The sequence below is a fragment of the Cereibacter changlensis JA139 genome, assembly GCF_003034985.1.
Classification (GTDB): Bacteria; Pseudomonadota; Alphaproteobacteria; order Rhodobacterales; family Rhodobacteraceae; genus Cereibacter; species Cereibacter changlensis.
In genome coordinates, this window is sequence record NZ_PZKG01000004.1 from 19,800 (window position 1) to 34,764 (window position 14,965).

The following is a 14,965-nucleotide window of genomic DNA, read 5'->3' on the forward strand; positions in this document are numbered from 1 at the left end:
GCCGTGTGAACGGAGTTCCTGCAACTTCGCAAAAAGAGAGACTCTACCGCAAGTGGACTGATGCAACCGGAGTGCTTGCTGCGTAACGCGGGGTAACAGAAGCCGTGCCGTCAGGGCAACAAAACGGAAAGCGCTGCCGTTGAGACGTTCCGTAATGGGAACCCGCGTCTGCCGATCGCGTCTCGCGCCACCGGCAGGCGGAGTGACTCGGGCCGGGCTACGCCGGCGAGGCCTGCGCCAGGCGGATGCGGACCTGGGTGCCGACGCCCAGCGCGCTCTCGATCTGCAACTCCCCCGCATGGGCCTCGACGATCTGCGACACCATGTAGAGCCCGAGGCCGGAGCCCTCGGCATGGCGCGCATTCTCGCCGCGGTAACCATTCTCCATGACCCAGTTTATCGCATCGGGTGGAATGCCGATGCCATTGTCCACCACCTCGATCACGACAAATCCCGGCTCCTGCGCAAGCCGCAACAGGACGCGGTCGGAATTTTCAGCCATAGCAATGCCGGAGGAGTATTTCATCGCATTTTCCAGCAGATTTACGATGGCCAATTCCAGCATCTCGCTATCGGCCTCGATCAATGCGCCCACCGCCTGCGGATCGCATTCAAAACAGATCTGGTTGCCGAGAAGATCCTCCGCCCGGCGCAATGCGGCCTCGGCGACGGATTGCACTTCGACAACCGCCATCACCGGCTGGAAGGTATTTCCCTGATACTGGCTGCGCGACAGGTTGATCTCCACCACCTCCACCAGGCGCGCAACCGCCCGCCGCACCCTTTTTATCCTGTCCTGGTTTTTTGTGTCCGCCGCCGGAAGAGTCAAGCCGATACTGTCGACATTGGAACGGATCACCGCGAGCGGGGTCCGGTATTGATGTGAGACCGCCTCGAAAAATTGGATCTGGCGTGATTGGGATTCAAGCTCCGCCCTCAGCCTGTCTTCCGCCACGTGACGTGCCCGGACAAGTTCCTCCGTCCGTTCCTCGACAATGCGCGCCGCGCGCTTTTCGGCATTGAGCGCGGTGAAAAGCGCGGTGGCTTGCATGCTCTTGTTCAATGCCTCCGAGTCCCGCAGGCGCATTGCCAGAGCCCCTGTCAGGATGATCGCCTGCAACAGAGAGGCCGCGCCATAGGCGTGGAGCGTATAAAACGGTAGCCAGTTGACGCCGAGTTTCTGCATCATGGTGAGGGCTGCGCCGATCCCCGTCAAAGAATAGGCCACTGCCCGCAGCTGTCCCGCAGTTCCGTCCTGTCCGGCATAGCGGATCACCACAGCCATATTGAATAGCGCCATGACAAAGGAGACCGATGTGCCGATCGGCGCGAAGGCGAAGTTGCCCCCTGCAAGCGCCACCGGAACGCCGATGATCCCAACTGTCATTGCCGCCATATAGACCCTGTGCAACAGGGCCGATTTCGCTTTGGTCTCGATGATCGCGGATGCCGCAAGAACACTTGCGGCGAGCCCCCACCAGGCATTCACCCCGATGAAGATGTCATTGCCCTCGTTCCATCCGGAAAAGAGGAAGACACGGCTGAAACCGAGATTTCCGACATACATCGCCGCGATGGAAATCGTCGAAAGCGCGAGCAGCGGATATCTTATCTGCCTGTCGAAATAGTAGAAGAAGAGCTGGACAAGCGCCAGGGCGATCATTCCCCCGGCCCAGGCCCCGTAGATCAGCAAATAGGCGAGGCGGCGATAGACGAAGGCGTCGGTCTGGAACAGGCCCAGCGACACTTGCGTCGAGGAGTTTCCGTTGCGGATGTTGACATAGACGACAGTGGTCTCGCCGGCGACGAACTTCAGCGGAACGGCGTCGATCAGGCCGGAAAAACCCTTGTCCGACAAGGACCTATGGTCCCCCATGCTGAATATCTCGAAATCTGCCGCGGTCATTCCATCCCGTTCGGGCGCGACGTAGACGTCGAGGTAATCCATGAAATTCGGCTGGATCACCAGCACGCCGCGCGCATCCTGGATCGCCGGCAGGACGATCCGCAGCCAGACGCCGTCCTTGGTATAGCCGAAATTCTCGCTGAGTCGGGCCGGCTTGAAAGCCTCGGTCATGCCCAGCACCTGCGAAAGATCGAGCGCCCGCTCCGGGTCGCGCAGGGCGGAAACGCGACCCGAGAGCGATGGCGGATCGAGGCGGGATTCGTCGATCGCATCGGCCCCGGCCGGGGAAACAACGAGGAAAAACCCGATGAGCAGCGCAACAAGACTGTCGATTACGGCACGGATCATGCTATGACAGCCCCGCAACGGGGAAAGTTGTCGCTTGCTCCCGTACCGGAAACTGGGGGACCCGCCTGGTCCGACAGGATGTGCCCGTTTCACACTGTTCTCCGGATCGCAAACCGCGCTAGAATTGATGGATTGACCTGCCGTGCAAAGAAGCAACCGAGCCCAGAGACAGAGGCTGATCCTCGTCGAGGATGACGTGGATCTTCGGCAAGGCTTGGCAGATTATCTCCGCCTGTGCAACTTCACTGTCGAGGCGGTGGGATCGGGGTCGGAATTCCACGCCGCGCTGCGCAAGGCCAGCTACGATGTCGCGATCCTGGATATAAATCTTCCCGATGTCAGCGGCTTCGAACTTGCTCAGAGCGTTTCCTCGCGGGGCGGAACCGGGGTTATCCTGCTGACCGCGCGGAACAGCAAGCAGGACCGGGTGCGGGCTTATCAGGACGGAGCCGACATCTATCTGAGCAAGCCGGTGGACAGCGAGGAACTCGCCCTCGCCGCCTGGAATCTCGGATTGCGGGTCCGGCGGGAGCGGCAATCGAGGCTTGGAAATGCCGTCCTCGTTGGTGGTCCTGAAGGCGCGATTGCGGGAATTGCCTTGGATGCCGCGTCGGTTGTTTCCGCCTCTGCGGACGAAGGAACAACGGGCGCGAATGGCGGCGCCGAAGGCGAGATGGCCTCCCCGGGCAATTCGACATGGACGCTGGACCGTATACGGCAGGTGCTCGATTGCCCGAACGGGGTGGTGCTGCCGGTATCGGGCAAGGAAGCGATCATTCTGGAGACGCTGGCGCTGAATGAAGGCACGCGGCTCAGCCGGACCGACATGCTGAAAGCCTATGGCACGAATGAGGATGGCACCGACAGCCGGAAACTCGATGTCGCCCTGGGGCGGCTGCGGGCAAAAGCGAGGGATGCCGGCGTCGAATTGCCGATCCAGATCGTGCGCGGCGCGGGGATCCGGTTGCTAGAGACCATCAAGCTGGTTTGACCTTGGGTTTGCATGCTCCGGCAACCTTATTGGGGCCGGTTGATATCCCGGCATTGCCAATAGCCGCTGAATAAGTCAGGCAGCGTTTTCCAAGACGGTTTTTTGGCTCCACCTTGCGCTATCTGCTTCAGCATGCGCCAACTCCTGGCTGTCGTCGCTGGAGAGGGCACGGCTGCGGCGCCAGCGTCACCTCCATGGCTCCCGTGTTCAACTGTCCGTCCAGCTCGAAAACTCCATTGAGCGGGGCAGACGACAGAGACCGCTCCGGAAGCGCCCCGCCTGCCCCGGAGTGCCCCGAACAACAGGACTGCCGGACGATCAATTATCATTCTGATTTGCTGATGCGGCAACGTGGATCAACCGCGAGTGACGGATTGCGGCATCAACCCTTGGTCGCAACGGCTCCTGCCCAGACGATCCTGATAATTTTATCGAACCAGCCGGGAACAAATCCCGCTTCCCGCGATGGTTGCGCGCTTCGCGCGTCGATACAATTTCCATGCGTCACGACAAGTGCTTAACTCGCCCTTAGCCGCATTATAGCGCTTGTCATGCGGAGGAAACCCGCTACGCTTGACCTATTCACCAGGACCCGGTGCAATTCCGGGTGGCTCTTCCGGCCGCCGATCCGCCGGACCATTTCGATAGCTAGATCTGACAGATCCGAATTCGCTTGTGGCGCGTTCTTGCAGCTATGCAGAAAATGATGATTTCCGATCCTTTGCCCGGCAGCGCCCCGTAGGGGGCCCCTGCCCTCAGAACCAGTGATTGACCAGGCTGCAGACCGTGCGATTTCGCGCCGGATTTTTTCAGACCGAGCTATTTCAATTATTCCAAGGCCCAGATGAACCAGATCATTGAAAGACCGCACCCGCTTGGCGAACCGATCGCGCCCCGCCTTGCACCCCTACCCCCGACCGTCTGCCCAGGGACGCAGATGCTGGACCAGACCTTCGACGGCGACGAGGCGGGGATGATCCGCCGGCTCGGCTTCCGCTTCGTCATTGGCGAGGATTTCCGCCAGCACGAGCGCGATCCGTTCCAGCCCGGGCTGCAGGCGCTCTGGGCGCACCGGATCGGCGTCCACGCCGAGAACAAGCGCGGACCGCTGCGGGCAGTGCTGCGGGCCGTTCACCGGATTGGCCACCTGATCTGCCGCAACCTCTACGGCATCGAACTGGAAAAAAGCGTTCGTGTCGGGCGCCGGCTGCAGATCGGCCACCAGCACGGCATCGTCATCCACCGCCATGCCACCATCGGCCACAACTGCGTCATACGGCAGGGCGTGACCTTCGGCGTCGGCACCGACTGGACCGAGGGCGCGGGGCCGGTGATCGGCAATGGCGTCCGCTTTGGCGTCGGCAGCGTGGTGATGGGCAATGTGAGCATCGGCGACAATGTCACGGTGGGCCCGAACTGCGTGATCTCCAGCGACGTGCCGGCGGATTGCACGCTCTTCGTGCCGCCGCCGCGGGTGCTGCCGAAAGCCGCTCCGGCCCCGCGCAGCGCCTGACCCCCTCGCCTGAAAGGACTTTCCACATGACCGTTTCCCCGGACCGGATGCTTGCATCCCTGCAGAACGCCGTCGCTGAGCTGAACCTGTCGCTGCCGCCCGACCGACAGATCTCCGACGACCCCGATGCGGTGCTCTATGGCGAGGGCAGCCCGCTCGACTCGCTGGGCCTCGTGAATTTCGTGATGACGGCCGAGCAGCATATCGGCGACGACACCGGCGCCGACATCGTGCTCGCCTCGGAATCGGCGATGTCGCGCAAGCGCAGCCCCTACCGCTCGCTGCGCAGCCTCGCCGATTACGCGACCGAGATCGCCGGCCAGAGTTCCGCAGCATGAAGGTCATCGCCATCACCGGCACGCGCAAGGGCATCGGGCGCTTTCTGGCCGAGCAATATCTGGAGCGCGGCTGGACCGTGGTCGGCTGTTCGCGCGACGCAAGCGACCTGAGCCACGAGCATTACAGCCACTACACGCTGGATGTCGCCGACGAGCAGGCCGTCGCTTCGATGATGCAGGACGTGCGGCGCAAGCATGGCCGGCTGGACGCGCTGTTGAACAACGCGGGCATCGCCTCGATGAACCACGTGCTGCTGACCCCGGCCAGCACACTGCAGCGGGTCTTCGCCACCAATGTCATGGGCACCTTCCTGTTCTGCCGCGAGGCGGCCAAGCTGATGGGGCGGCGCAAGTTCGGCCGGATCGTGAACTTCGCCACTGTCGCCACGCCGCTGAAGCTGGAGGGCGAGGCGGTCTATGCCGCGTCCAAGGCCGCCGTGGTCTCGCTGACCGAGGTGCTGGCGCGCGAGCTGGCGCCGATGGGCATCACGGTGAACGCGGTCGGGCCGACGCCGGTGCCGACCGATCTCGTGGGGTCGGTGCCGGAGGTCAAGATGACGGCGCTGATCGCCCGGCAGGCGATCCCGCGCTACGGCACGATGGAGGATGTGCTGAACGTCTGCGACTTCTTCCTGCGCGACGAGTCGGATTTCGTCACCGGCCAGACGCTCTATCTCGGCGGGGTCTGACATGGCGGCGGCGGATTTCCTGCTGGACCGCTTCGCCGCGGCCGGCGACAAGACCGCCTTCGTCGAGGCGGAGGGCGGCAGCACCAGCTATGCAACGCTGCTGACCCGGATCGCGGCGCTGGAGCGGCGGCTCCGGGACGAGGCGGTGCCGCGCGGCGCCTCGGTGCAGCTTTGCGGCGATTTCGGCGCCGAGGCCGCCGCCTGGCTGCTGGCGCTCTGGCGGCACGGGGCCATCGTCGCCCCGGTCGCGCCGAGCAGCCGCGAGAAGCTGGAGGAGTTCGCCCGGATCGCCGACGCCGGCTGGCGCGTCGAGGCGGCGACCGGCGGGTTGCAGCGGCTGGCGGGCGGCTCGGCTCACCCGCTCTTCGACCGGCTGCGGGCGGAAGAGGCCCCCGGTCTCGTCATCTTCTCCTCAGGCACCACAGGCGCCTCGAAGGCGGCGCTGCATGACGTCCGCCGGCTGCTCACGAAGTTCCACCGGCCGGGCAAGGATTTCGTGACCCTCGGCTTCCTGCTCTTCGACCATATCGCCGGGATCGACACGCTGCTCTACAGCCTCGCCAACGGCTCGACGCTGGTCTGCCTGCCGGACCGGTCGGTAGGCTCGGTGCTGGCGCGGATGGCGGAGCACCGGGTCGAGGTGCTGCCCACCGCCCCCTCCTTCCTCAACATGCTGCTGCTGTCGCGCGGCGGCGAGGACCTCGCGCTGCCGGATCTGAAGATCATCACCTACGGGGCCGAGATGATGCCGCAGGGCCTCTTGGAGCGGGTGGCCGACGCCTTCCCCGGCGTGCAGCTGATCCAGAAATACGGCGCCTCCGAACTCGGCGCGCTGCGCTCGCGCTCGGAAGGCGCGCGGTCACGCTGGATCCGGCTGGAGGGTGACGGCGCCGCCTGGCGGGTGGTCGACGGGCTGCTGGAGATCCGCACGGCGACGGCGATGGTCGGCTATCTCAACGCGCCGAGCCCCTTCACCGAGGACGGCTGGTACCGCACCGGCGACCGGGTCGAGGTGGAGGGCGACCAGCTGCGCTTCCTCGGCCGCGACAGCGACATGATCAATGTCGGCGGCCAGAAGGTGTTTCCCGCCGAGGTGGAGAATGCGCTGATGCAGATCCCGGGCGTGGTCGAGGCCTCGGTCTACGGCGCGCCGCATCCGCTGCTCGGGGCGGCGGTCTGCGCCCGCATCCGCATGTCAGACCCGGAGGCCCGCCCGGCCGAGATCCGCAACGCCATCCGCGCCGGGCTGGCCGGGGTGGTCGAGCCCTACAAGATCCCGCAGAAGATCGAGCTCGCCTCCGGCCCGCTCGCAACCGCGCGGTTCAAGCAGCAAAGGGGCTGAGCTGCGGGGCCGGGCAGGGCCCTGCGGTCTTGCGTCACGGGGCGCGGCGTTCTAGAGCCTGCGCATCGGATCAGCGGAAGGGCCAGGGCCATGGACAGACGGACAGCGATGAAGATCGGTGCGGCGGCTTCGGTTGCAGCCTTCCTGCCACGCCCGGCGGCGGCGGCGTTTTCGCCCAAGCCCGCGGGCTGGCGGCAGTTCGAGCTGACGACGCGGATCGAGATCCCCGCCTCCGGCGCGCCGGTCCAGATCTGGGCGCCGGTGCCCTCGGTCACCGAGGCCGGCTGGATGAAGGCCGGCGAGTCGCGCTGGACCAGCAACGCGGCCGAGGCCGGGCTGAAGACCGACCCGGTCTACGGTGCGGCCTTCGTCCACGCGGTCTTCCCCGCCAGCGACGCGCCTGCGGTGCTGGAGATCGTCTCCACCGTCTCGACCCAGGATCGCGCCGCCGACCTGTCCAGCCCCGGCGCTGCCGCACCGCTGACCGAGGCGGAGCGCGCGCTTTACCTCTCCCCCACCCTCCTGATCCCGACCGACGGCATCGTCCGCGAGACCTCGGACCAGATCACCGCCGGCGCTTCGGATGACATGGAGAAGGCGCGGCGGCTCTATGACTGGATCGTCGAGAACACCGCACGCGACCCCGAAGTGCGCGGCTGCGGCCTCGGCGACGTGGCCTCGATGCTGGAGATGGGCGACCTGACCGGCAAATGCGCCGACCTGAACGCGCTCTATGTCGGGCTGGCCCGCGCCGCCGGCATTCCGGCGCGCGATGTCTACGGGCTGCGCGTCGCGCCCTCGGCCTTCGGCTACAAGAGCCTCGGCACCGGGTCGGAGACCGTCACCAAGGCGCAGCACTGCCGCGCCGAGGTCTATCTCGAGGGCTTCGGCTGGGTCGCGGTCGACCCGGCGGATGTGCGCAAGGTGATGCTGGAAGAGCCGCCGAAGAACCTGGCGATCGACGATCCCAAGGTGGCAGACGCCCGCGCCGCGCTGTTCGGTGCCTGGGAAGGCAACTGGATCGCCTACAACTTCGCGCATGACGTGGCCCTGCCCAGCGCCGAACAGGACCCCGTGGAATTCCTGATGTACCCGCAGGCCGAGGTCGACGGCGAGGCGCTGGACCCGCTTGATCCCGATGCCTTCGCCTATGTGATCACCGCCCGCGAGATCACCGCCTGACCACCGGCCCCGGGACCATGCGCTCCGGGCCCGCCTGCTGCCCCGGCCTTCTGGCTGGCGAGCACTGACGACGGTTTCGAGACGCCGCCGGTGATCCCCCGCGGCTTCGGCCTCAACCGCGGGGCCGCCGGCTTGCGGGCGACCTTGCGGCAGATCCAGCGCCCTGCACGGAGAATTGCATGGTCGCAGGGCGTCGCCGGCTATCCGGGCGCACCCCGATGCGCTAGGAGGCCCCAGTTTCGGGGGGGAGACCGACCGCATGACGAAAGCCATCCAGTTCCTGTATCGCCAGTCGCTCCGCAGCTGGATCATCATCGCCATGATCTTCGCCGGGCTGCCGCTGATGGCCAGCGCGGTCTCCGGCTATATCGTCTATCACCGGACCATCGTGCAGCCGTTCCGCGAGGTGCTGTCGACGCAGCAGGACATGCTGATCAGCCTTCAGCGGATCCAGGGCGACTACTGGCTCGTATCAGAGGCCGTGAACGCCTATGTGCTGACCGGCGACCCGGCCCAGGCCAAGCGCTTCTCCACCGCCCGCGACCATGTGGAGACGCAGTTCGACCGCATGGAACGGGCGGTCGCCGACCAGCCGGTGCTGGCCGTCCCGGTGCGGGCGGCGCGGGCGGAATGGGCCCTCGTCGCCGCCACGGCCCAAGCCCTGCTGGACCGGGAGCGGCCCGATCTCGCCGACGCCATCGGCGATCTCGGCCAGGTGCTGGAGGTGGAGCGCCAGCTGCCCGCCGCGGCCCTGAAACTCGAAGAACTGCTCAGGGACGTCCGGCTCATCAACGAAGCCAACCACGCCGAGACGCTACGCGCCTTCCGCGTCATCGAATACGGCGCGCTCGCCGCGCTGGTTTTGTCGATCGGCATGATGGGGCTGGGCGGCTTCATCGTGAACCGGGCCATCGTGCTCAGCGCCGACGAGCTGGTGGCGGGGGCGAAACGCTTCGCCGAGGGGCGGCACAGCAGGCCCGTGCGCGTCACCGTGCCGCCGGAACTGGCCGCGGTGGCCGATGCCTTCAACAGCATGACCCGCACCATCCTGGAACAGCAGGAGCGGCTGGGCGAATATGGAAGGCGCGACAGCCTGACCGGATTGCTGAACCGGCACGAGTTCGACCGCGCCCTGGCGGGCCGGCTGGGCGCCCCGGGCCCGCACCGCTTTGCACTGCTGCTGGCGGATGTGGATTTTTTCAAGCAGATCAATGACCGGCATGGCCATGTGATCGGCGACGCCGTGCTGCGCAGCCTGGCGCTGACCCTGCAGAGCGAGGCGCGCGACAGCGGCGCGGCCTTCCGCTACGGCGGCGAGGAGTTCGCCATCCTGCTCGACGATTCCGGCGAGGCGGAGGCGCTGGCCATGGCCGAGCGGCTGCGCCGGGCCGTGGCGGCGCTGACCCACCTGCCGGAGGCGGAGATCACCTGCAGCTTCGGCTTGGCGCTGCACCCGCCGGTGCGCTCGGCCGAAGCGCTGCTGCGCGCGGCCGACGCCGCGCTCTACGAGGCCAAGGCCAAGGGGCGCAACCGGGTGGTGCTGGCCGCCTGAGGCAGCCTCAGTCCCACTTCGGCCGGTCTTCCCGCTTGGGATAGGCCTGCTCCTCGCCCTGGTCGGTGGTGGTGGGAAACTCGCCCTGGTTCTCCACCGCCAGCAGCGACTCGCCGTCCGGCAGGTGCTCGTCGATCGGATGGGTGCTGGAATGCGGGTTCTCCTCGATCGCCAGCAGCTCGCGCGCCTGGTCGAGATAGGGGATGAAGCCGCCTTCGGGCGAGCCGGCCTCCTGCCAGAGCAGTTCGGCCCGTTGCTCCACCCGCTTGTCCCAGGCGTCGAATTCTTCGCGGTTCATCGGCAGCTCCTCGTGACTTGCTGCCGGGTCAACCCCGGTGCGCGTCGCCGGTTCCTTTGTCGCCGCGGCGGAAAAGCCCCATGAGCGGTGCCACGACATAGGTGGCGAAGGGGATCAGCGCCGTTCCCAACGCCAGACCGAAGACGCCGTCCATCGCCGCCTTCGCCGTCCATTGCACCGCCCCCGGGGCCTGCGGGACCAGAGCCGCCACCGCCGCCGCCCAGTCGTGGATGTGGTGGCCGAGCCAGCCGAAGCCCAGTTCCTCCATCCCGTGGATCACGATGGAGCCGCCGACCCAGAGCATCGCCATGGTGCCCACCGTGCTCAGCGCCGCGAGGAACCCCGGCATGCCCTTGACGATGCCGCGCCCCAGCGCGCGGGTCAGACCGAGCCGGCCGTTCAGGCTCATGTGCAGCCCCACGTCATCGGCCTTCACGATCAGCGCCACGCCGCCGTAGACGAGGATGGTGATGCCGACCCCGACCACCGCCAGCGTCGCCGCCTCCATCACGAAGCTGCCGACCGGTATAGCGGCAAGCGCGATGGTCATGATCTCGGCGGAGAGGATGAAATCGGTCTTGATCGCCCCGGCGACCTTCTGCTCCTCCAGATGCAGCGGGTCGCCGACCTGGTGCTGCTCGTCGGCATGGCTGCCGGGGAAGAACCGGTGCACCACCTTCTCCGCCCCCTCGAAGCAGAGGTATGCCCCGCCGAGCATCAGCAGCGGCGAGATCACCCAGGGCGCGAAGGCCGACAGCGCCAGACCGGCCGGCAGAAGGATCAGCAGCTTGTTCTTCAGCGAGCCCTTGGCGATGCGCCAGACGATCGGCAGCTCGCGCTTGGCCTCGAAGCCATGCACGTATTTCGGCGTCACCGCGGCGTCGTCGATCACCGCGCCCGCCGCCTTGGCCCCGGCCTTGGCCGCCTGCCCGATCACGTCGTCCACCGAGGCCGCCGCCACCTTGGCGATCGCGGCCACGTCATCCAGCAGGGCAAGCAATCCGCTCATCCGGTTTCCTTCGGGTTGGGAGCCGGAGAGCCGGCGGTGGGGCCAATCGGAGCTGTCTTGGCAGGGCACAATGCGGACGGCAAGCCCCGCGTTCCGCGCACCCTTCGCCGGCACGCGCTGCCCCCTGCAGCCGTGGCGCTTGTGTCGCGTTTCCCGGCGCCCCGCCCCTGCCCTAGCCTCGGCGCCAGCGCATGGAGAACCGCATGACCGACCGGCTTGCCCTGACCCTCGCCCTGCTGATCCTCGGGCTTCTGGCGGCCGACCTCGGGCTGTTGCATGGGGGCGGGACCCTGTTCCTATCGCGCAAACTGTCGCAGCTTGTCGAATATCTGGCGGTCTGGCGCTGAAACCTCCAGTCTAAGGGTTGAATTTATCGCATTTCTGAGGAGGTTAGCCTGTAGCGCTTACCGGAGTCGCGCGAGTCGCGGCGATCCGGCATCATTGGGAGAACTCTATGACCGTAAAAGTGGCAATCAACGGCTTTGGCCGTATCGGGCGCAACGTGCTGCGCGCCATCATCGAGTCCGGCCGCACCGATATCGAGGTGGTGGCGATCAACGACCTCGGGCCGGTCGAGACCAACGCCCATCTCCTGCGTTTCGATTCCGTGCACGGCCGCTTCCCCGGCACCGTGACCACCACCGCGACCACCATCGACGCGGGCCGCGGCCCGATCGAGGTCACGGCGATCCGCAACCCCGCCGAACTGCCCTGGGGCCATATCGACATCGTGCTGGAATGCACCGGCATCTTCACCGACAAGGAGAAGGCCAAGATCCACCTCGAGAACGGCGCCTCGCGCGTGCTGGTCTCGGCGCCCTCGACCGGCGCGGACAAGACCATCGTCTATGGCGTGAACCATGACACGCTGACCAAGGACGACCTGATCGTCTCCAACGCCTCCTGCACGACGAACTGCCTCTCGCCGGTGGCGCAGGTGCTGCATCAGGCGATCGGGATCACCAAGGGCTTCATGACCACGATCCACAGCTACACCGGCGACCAGCCGACGCTGGACACGATGCACAAGGATCTCTACCGCGGCCGCGCCGCGGCGCTGTCGATGATCCCGACCTCGACCGGCGCCGCCAAGGCCGTGGGTCTGGTGCTGCCGGAACTGAAGGGCAAGCTCGATGGCGTGGCGATCCGCGTGCCGACGCCGAACGTATCGGTCGTCGATCTGGTGTTCGAAGCCTCGCGGGCGACCTCGGTGGATGAGATCAACAACGCGATCCGCGAAGCCGCCGATGGCCGCCTGAAGGGCATCCTCGGCTATACCGACGTGCCGAACGTGTCGTCCGACTTCAACCACGACCCGCATTCGTCGATCTTCCACATGGACCAGACCAAGGTCATGGACGGCAACATGGTCCGCATCCTGTCCTGGTACGACAACGAGTGGGGCTTCTCCAACCGCATGGCCGACACCGCCGTGGCGATGGGCAAGCTGATCTGATCAACGACTGATCCAAGACTGCCGAAAAACCGGACGGGCCGACGCTTTTTCCAGCGTCGGCCCGTTTTCGTCATGCTGGGGGCGCATGGCGCCACGGTGCAGACGCAAGTGGTTGACGTTACGGAGAGCGGCTATATCGGGGCCGGAGGAGGACGAGTGAGACGACAGTAAAGGATACCACCATGACGACCCTCATCAGCACGCTGCTCGACGCCGCCCGCAAGCAGGCCCGCTACCGCCGGACCCGCGCCGAGCTGGCCCGCCTACCGCTCGACACCAGGCTCGACAACGACATCTACGACATCGACGAGACCGCCCGCCGCGCCATCTGGGGCTGAGGCTCAGCCGCGCGGATAGCGCGCCTCCAGCGCCGCCTGCACCGGCGGGGTGACGAATTGCGAAACGTCGCCGCCCAGCCGGGCAATCTCCTTCACCAGCTTCGACGCGATGGCCTGCCGGCGGGCATCGGCCATCATGAAGACGGTCTCGATGCTGGCATCGAGCGCGCGGTTCATGCCGACCATCTGGAATTCATATTCGAAATCCGCCACCGCCCGCAGCCCGCGGACGATGACCGTGGCCCCCACGTCGCGGGCGCAGTCGATCAGCAGGTTCTCGAAAGGATGCACCACGATCTCGCCGCCGCAGCGCGCGACGATGCCGGCGCATTCGGCCTCGACCATCGAGACCCGCTCCTCCAGGCTGAACAGCGGTCCCTTGTCTCGGTTGATCGCCACGCCGATCACCAGGCGGTCCACCAGCGCCAGCGCGCGCTGGATGATGTCGACATGGCCGAGCGTCACCGGATCGAAGGTGCCGGGATAGAGTCCGATGCGCATGGATGCCCCCCTTTTGCGTCCCGGGAACGCAACAATACTGTGCACCGGGATGCAACCGGAAAAGCTGCGGCTAAAATCCCTTGATCATGCCCTCCAGCGCATCCTTCTGCATCGACAACTCGGAGAGCCGCGCCTTCACCACGTCGCCGATCGAGATCAACCCGACCATCTGATCGGCCTCCATCACCGGCATGTGGCGGAAGCGGCCGTCGGTCATGGTCTGCAGCACCTCGACCGCCCGGTCCGAGCAGGCGCAGCTGATGACATTCGCCGTCATGATCGCGTCGACCCGGTCGCTCAGGCAGCCCGGGCCGCGGCGGCCGAGCTCGCGCACGATGTCGCGCTCCGACAGCATGCCGGCGACCTGCTTGCCGTCGGTCGAGACCACCACCGCGCCGATCCGCCGCGACGACAGCACCTCGACCGCGCTGGCGATGGTGGCGTCGGGCCGGACCGTCACCACCCCGTCATCCGATTTCAGTTTCAGGATCTGTTGGACGATCATCATTTCCTCCCAGAAAGTCTCCGCCTGAAAATCAGCTTAGTGCAGAATCTTCTCAAGTCATGCCTTCCAAACGTATGAGCTCGCGCCGGATGCCGCTCGCCAGCGCGTCGGCGAAGCGGTTCATCCGTTCCACCCGCCGGTCGTCGGCATGGCGGATCAGCCAGAAGGCCCGGGTCAGGCTGACCACCTCGGGCAGGATCTTCACCAGCTCCGGCGCCGAAGGGATGGCGAAGTCATGCACGATGCCGATGCCGCCGCCGGTCCGGAGCCAGTTCAGCTGCACCGAGACCGAGTTCGAGGCCAGAGGCGCCGCCCCTGCCCCGATCTCGGTCAGATAGTCCAGCTCCTTGTCGAAGATCATGTCGGGGATATATCCGACGATCCGGTGCGCCTTCAGATCCTCGAGGCTCTGCGGCGCCCCTGCCCGCTCCAGGTAGGCGCGGCTGGCCGCCAGATGCAGCTTGTAGTCGGTCAGCTTCTGCACCGTCAGCCGCCCCGCCTCGGGGCGCGAGACGCCGATCGCCATGTCGGCCTCGCGCTTCGACAGGTTGAAGACCCGTGGCAGGGCAACGATCTGAACCTCCAGCCCCGGGTTTTCCTCGCAGATCCGAGTGACGACCTGCGGCAGCAGGTAGTTGGCGCAGCCGTCCGGCGCGCCGATCCGGATCTGCCCGGTGAGCCCCGAGGCGCCCTGCACCTCCTCCAGCGCCTCCAGCATCGCCTGCTCGGCCCGCTCGGCATGGGCCAGCATCCGCTGGCCCTGCTCGGTCAGCGCATAGCCCTGCGGGCTCTTCGCGAAGAGCCGCGCCGTCAGCGCCTCCTCCAGCCGTGCCACCCGCCGGCCCACCGTCGCCGGATCGAGCCGCAGCACCTTGCCCGCGCCCGACAGGCTCTCGCTGCGCGCCACCGCCAAAAACACCCGCAGATCGTCCCAGTCCATGCCCCACCCTTGCAAAACTGCAAAACGCTTTTGAAACCTTGCCGCTTTATCCGGCAA

At 66.2% G+C, this 14,965-nt stretch carries 16 protein-coding genes and 1 other annotated feature; of the genes, 10 read left to right on the forward strand and 6 right to left on the reverse strand.

What is annotated here, in order from left to right; all coding sequences use genetic code 11:
- Window positions 1–217 precede the first annotated feature (217 nt).
- Entirely contained in the window at window positions 218–2,254 is a 2,037-nt protein-coding gene (locus tag C5F48_RS01720) for a sensor histidine kinase (RefSeq protein ID WP_107662181.1), read from the reverse strand.
- Between the two features lie 142 nt (window positions 2,255–2,396).
- Here C5F48_RS01720 and C5F48_RS01725 point away from each other — a divergent pair, with 142 nt between their 5' ends.
- From C5F48_RS01725 to C5F48_RS01755, 7 genes are all read left to right on the forward strand, one after another.
- Window positions 2,397–3,245 carry a response regulator transcription factor gene (locus C5F48_RS01725; RefSeq protein WP_107662182.1) on the forward strand — a complete coding sequence of 283 codons (849 nt, stop codon included), beginning with the start codon at window positions 2,397–2,399 and terminating at the stop codon, window positions 3,243–3,245.
- A 585-nt stretch (window positions 3,246–3,830) separates the two neighbouring features.
- Window positions 3,831–3,886 (forward strand) — a sequence feature (sul1 is cis-regulatory element that is thought to sense ions involved in sulfur or methionine metabolism; They are found in Alphaproteobacteria).
- Between the two features lie 296 nt (window positions 3,887–4,182).
- Window positions 4,183–4,758, forward strand: a complete 576-nt coding sequence (locus C5F48_RS01730; RefSeq protein ID WP_107662183.1) for a serine O-acetyltransferase — start codon at window positions 4,183–4,185, stop codon at window positions 4,756–4,758.
- Window positions 4,759–4,784: 26 nt separating this feature from the next.
- A complete protein-coding gene (locus C5F48_RS01735; RefSeq protein ID WP_107662184.1) occupies window positions 4,785–5,096 on the forward strand; it encodes a hypothetical protein in 312 nt (103 codons plus the stop codon).
- Window positions 5,093–5,785, forward strand: a complete 693-nt coding sequence (locus C5F48_RS01740) for an SDR family NAD(P)-dependent oxidoreductase (RefSeq protein WP_107662185.1) — start codon at window positions 5,093–5,095, stop codon at window positions 5,783–5,785. The genes C5F48_RS01735 and C5F48_RS01740 overlap by 4 nt, the downstream gene beginning before the upstream one ends.
- Before the next feature lies 1 nt (window position 5,786).
- On the forward strand, window positions 5,787–7,127 hold the full coding sequence (locus tag C5F48_RS01745; protein ID WP_107662186.1) for an ANL family adenylate-forming protein: 1,341 nt from the start codon (window positions 5,787–5,789) through the stop codon (window positions 7,125–7,127).
- A 90-nt stretch (window positions 7,128–7,217) separates the two neighbouring features.
- Window positions 7,218–8,309 (forward strand): transglutaminase-like domain-containing protein, encoded by a 1,092-nt coding sequence (locus C5F48_RS01750; RefSeq protein ID WP_107662187.1) that lies wholly within the window; start codon window positions 7,218–7,220, stop codon window positions 8,307–8,309.
- Between the two features lie 259 nt (window positions 8,310–8,568).
- Window positions 8,569–9,861, forward strand: coding sequence for a GGDEF domain-containing protein (locus tag C5F48_RS01755; protein WP_107662188.1), 1,293 nt, complete (start codon window positions 8,569–8,571; stop codon window positions 9,859–9,861).
- Between the two features lie 7 nt (window positions 9,862–9,868).
- Here C5F48_RS01755 and C5F48_RS01760 read toward each other — a convergent pair whose 3' ends face one another.
- Window positions 9,869–10,159 carry a hypothetical protein gene (locus C5F48_RS01760; protein ID WP_107662189.1) on the reverse strand — a complete coding sequence of 97 codons (291 nt, stop codon included), beginning with the start codon at window positions 10,157–10,159 and terminating at the stop codon, window positions 9,869–9,871.
- 28 nt (window positions 10,160–10,187) lie between these two features.
- The gene (locus tag C5F48_RS01765; protein WP_107662190.1) at window positions 10,188–11,168 is read right to left on the reverse strand and encodes a DUF808 domain-containing protein; all 981 of its coding nucleotides are present in this window, start codon (window positions 11,166–11,168) and stop codon (window positions 10,188–10,190) included.
- A gap of 203 nt (window positions 11,169–11,371) precedes the next feature.
- Here C5F48_RS01765 and C5F48_RS25000 point away from each other — a divergent pair, with 203 nt between their 5' ends.
- The 3 genes from C5F48_RS25000 to C5F48_RS25005 all read left to right on the forward strand — a co-directional run bounded on the left by C5F48_RS25000 (window position 11,372) and on the right by C5F48_RS25005 (window position 12,962).
- Window positions 11,372–11,515 carry a hypothetical protein gene (locus C5F48_RS25000; protein ID WP_169310835.1) on the forward strand — a complete coding sequence of 48 codons (144 nt, stop codon included), beginning with the start codon at window positions 11,372–11,374 and terminating at the stop codon, window positions 11,513–11,515.
- A gap of 107 nt (window positions 11,516–11,622) precedes the next feature.
- Complete coding sequence (gene gap / locus C5F48_RS01775) at window positions 11,623–12,624, forward strand: type I glyceraldehyde-3-phosphate dehydrogenase (protein ID WP_107662192.1); 1,002 nt, start codon at window positions 11,623–11,625, stop codon at window positions 12,622–12,624.
- Window positions 12,625–12,806: 182 nt separating this feature from the next.
- On the forward strand, window positions 12,807–12,962 hold the full coding sequence (locus tag C5F48_RS25005; RefSeq protein WP_169310836.1) for a hypothetical protein: 156 nt from the start codon (window positions 12,807–12,809) through the stop codon (window positions 12,960–12,962).
- 3 nt (window positions 12,963–12,965) lie between these two features.
- Here C5F48_RS25005 and coaD read toward each other — a convergent pair whose 3' ends face one another.
- The 3 genes from coaD to C5F48_RS01790 form a co-directional block, all read right to left on the reverse strand.
- Window positions 12,966–13,463, reverse strand: a complete 498-nt coding sequence (coaD, locus tag C5F48_RS01780) for a pantetheine-phosphate adenylyltransferase (RefSeq protein WP_107662193.1) — start codon at window positions 13,461–13,463, stop codon at window positions 12,966–12,968.
- Window positions 13,464–13,533: 70 nt separating this feature from the next.
- Window positions 13,534–13,968 carry a CBS domain-containing protein gene (locus tag C5F48_RS01785; RefSeq protein WP_107662222.1) on the reverse strand — a complete coding sequence of 145 codons (435 nt, stop codon included), beginning with the start codon at window positions 13,966–13,968 and terminating at the stop codon, window positions 13,534–13,536.
- 52 nt (window positions 13,969–14,020) lie between these two features.
- Window positions 14,021–14,908 (reverse strand): LysR family transcriptional regulator, encoded by an 888-nt coding sequence (locus C5F48_RS01790; RefSeq protein WP_107662194.1) that lies wholly within the window; start codon window positions 14,906–14,908, stop codon window positions 14,021–14,023.
- Between the last annotated feature and the right edge of the window lie 57 nt (window positions 14,909–14,965).

Coding starts and splice junctions, on each gene's coding strand:
- C5F48_RS01790 (WP_107662194.1), bottom strand. CDS start 14,908: ATGGACTGGGACGATCTGCGGGTGTTTTTGGCGGTGGCGCGCAGCGAG.
- C5F48_RS25000 (WP_169310835.1), top strand. CDS start 11,372: ATGACCGACCGGCTTGCCCTGACCCTCGCCCTGCTGATCCTCGGGCTT.
- C5F48_RS01740 (WP_107662185.1), top strand. CDS start 5,093: ATGAAGGTCATCGCCATCACCGGCACGCGCAAGGGCATCGGGCGCTTT.
- C5F48_RS01750 (WP_107662187.1), top strand. CDS start 7,218: ATGGACAGACGGACAGCGATGAAGATCGGTGCGGCGGCTTCGGTTGCA.
- C5F48_RS01720 (WP_107662181.1), bottom strand. CDS start 2,254: ATGATCCGTGCCGTAATCGACAGTCTTGTTGCGCTGCTCATCGGGTTT.
- C5F48_RS01745 (WP_107662186.1), top strand. CDS start 5,787: ATGGCGGCGGCGGATTTCCTGCTGGACCGCTTCGCCGCGGCCGGCGAC.
- coaD (WP_107662193.1), bottom strand. CDS start 13,463: ATGCGCATCGGACTCTATCCCGGCACCTTCGATCCGGTGACGCTCGGC.
- gap (WP_107662192.1), top strand. CDS start 11,623: ATGACCGTAAAAGTGGCAATCAACGGCTTTGGCCGTATCGGGCGCAAC.
- C5F48_RS01785 (WP_107662222.1), bottom strand. CDS start 13,968: ATGATCGTCCAACAGATCCTGAAACTGAAATCGGATGACGGGGTGGTG.
- C5F48_RS01755 (WP_107662188.1), top strand. CDS start 8,569: ATGACGAAAGCCATCCAGTTCCTGTATCGCCAGTCGCTCCGCAGCTGG.
- C5F48_RS01730 (WP_107662183.1), top strand. CDS start 4,183: ATGCTGGACCAGACCTTCGACGGCGACGAGGCGGGGATGATCCGCCGG.
- C5F48_RS01760 (WP_107662189.1), bottom strand. CDS start 10,159: ATGAACCGCGAAGAATTCGACGCCTGGGACAAGCGGGTGGAGCAACGG.
- C5F48_RS01765 (WP_107662190.1), bottom strand. CDS start 11,168: ATGAGCGGATTGCTTGCCCTGCTGGATGACGTGGCCGCGATCGCCAAG.
- C5F48_RS25005 (WP_169310836.1), top strand. CDS start 12,807: ATGACGACCCTCATCAGCACGCTGCTCGACGCCGCCCGCAAGCAGGCC.
- C5F48_RS01735 (WP_107662184.1), top strand. CDS start 4,785: ATGACCGTTTCCCCGGACCGGATGCTTGCATCCCTGCAGAACGCCGTC.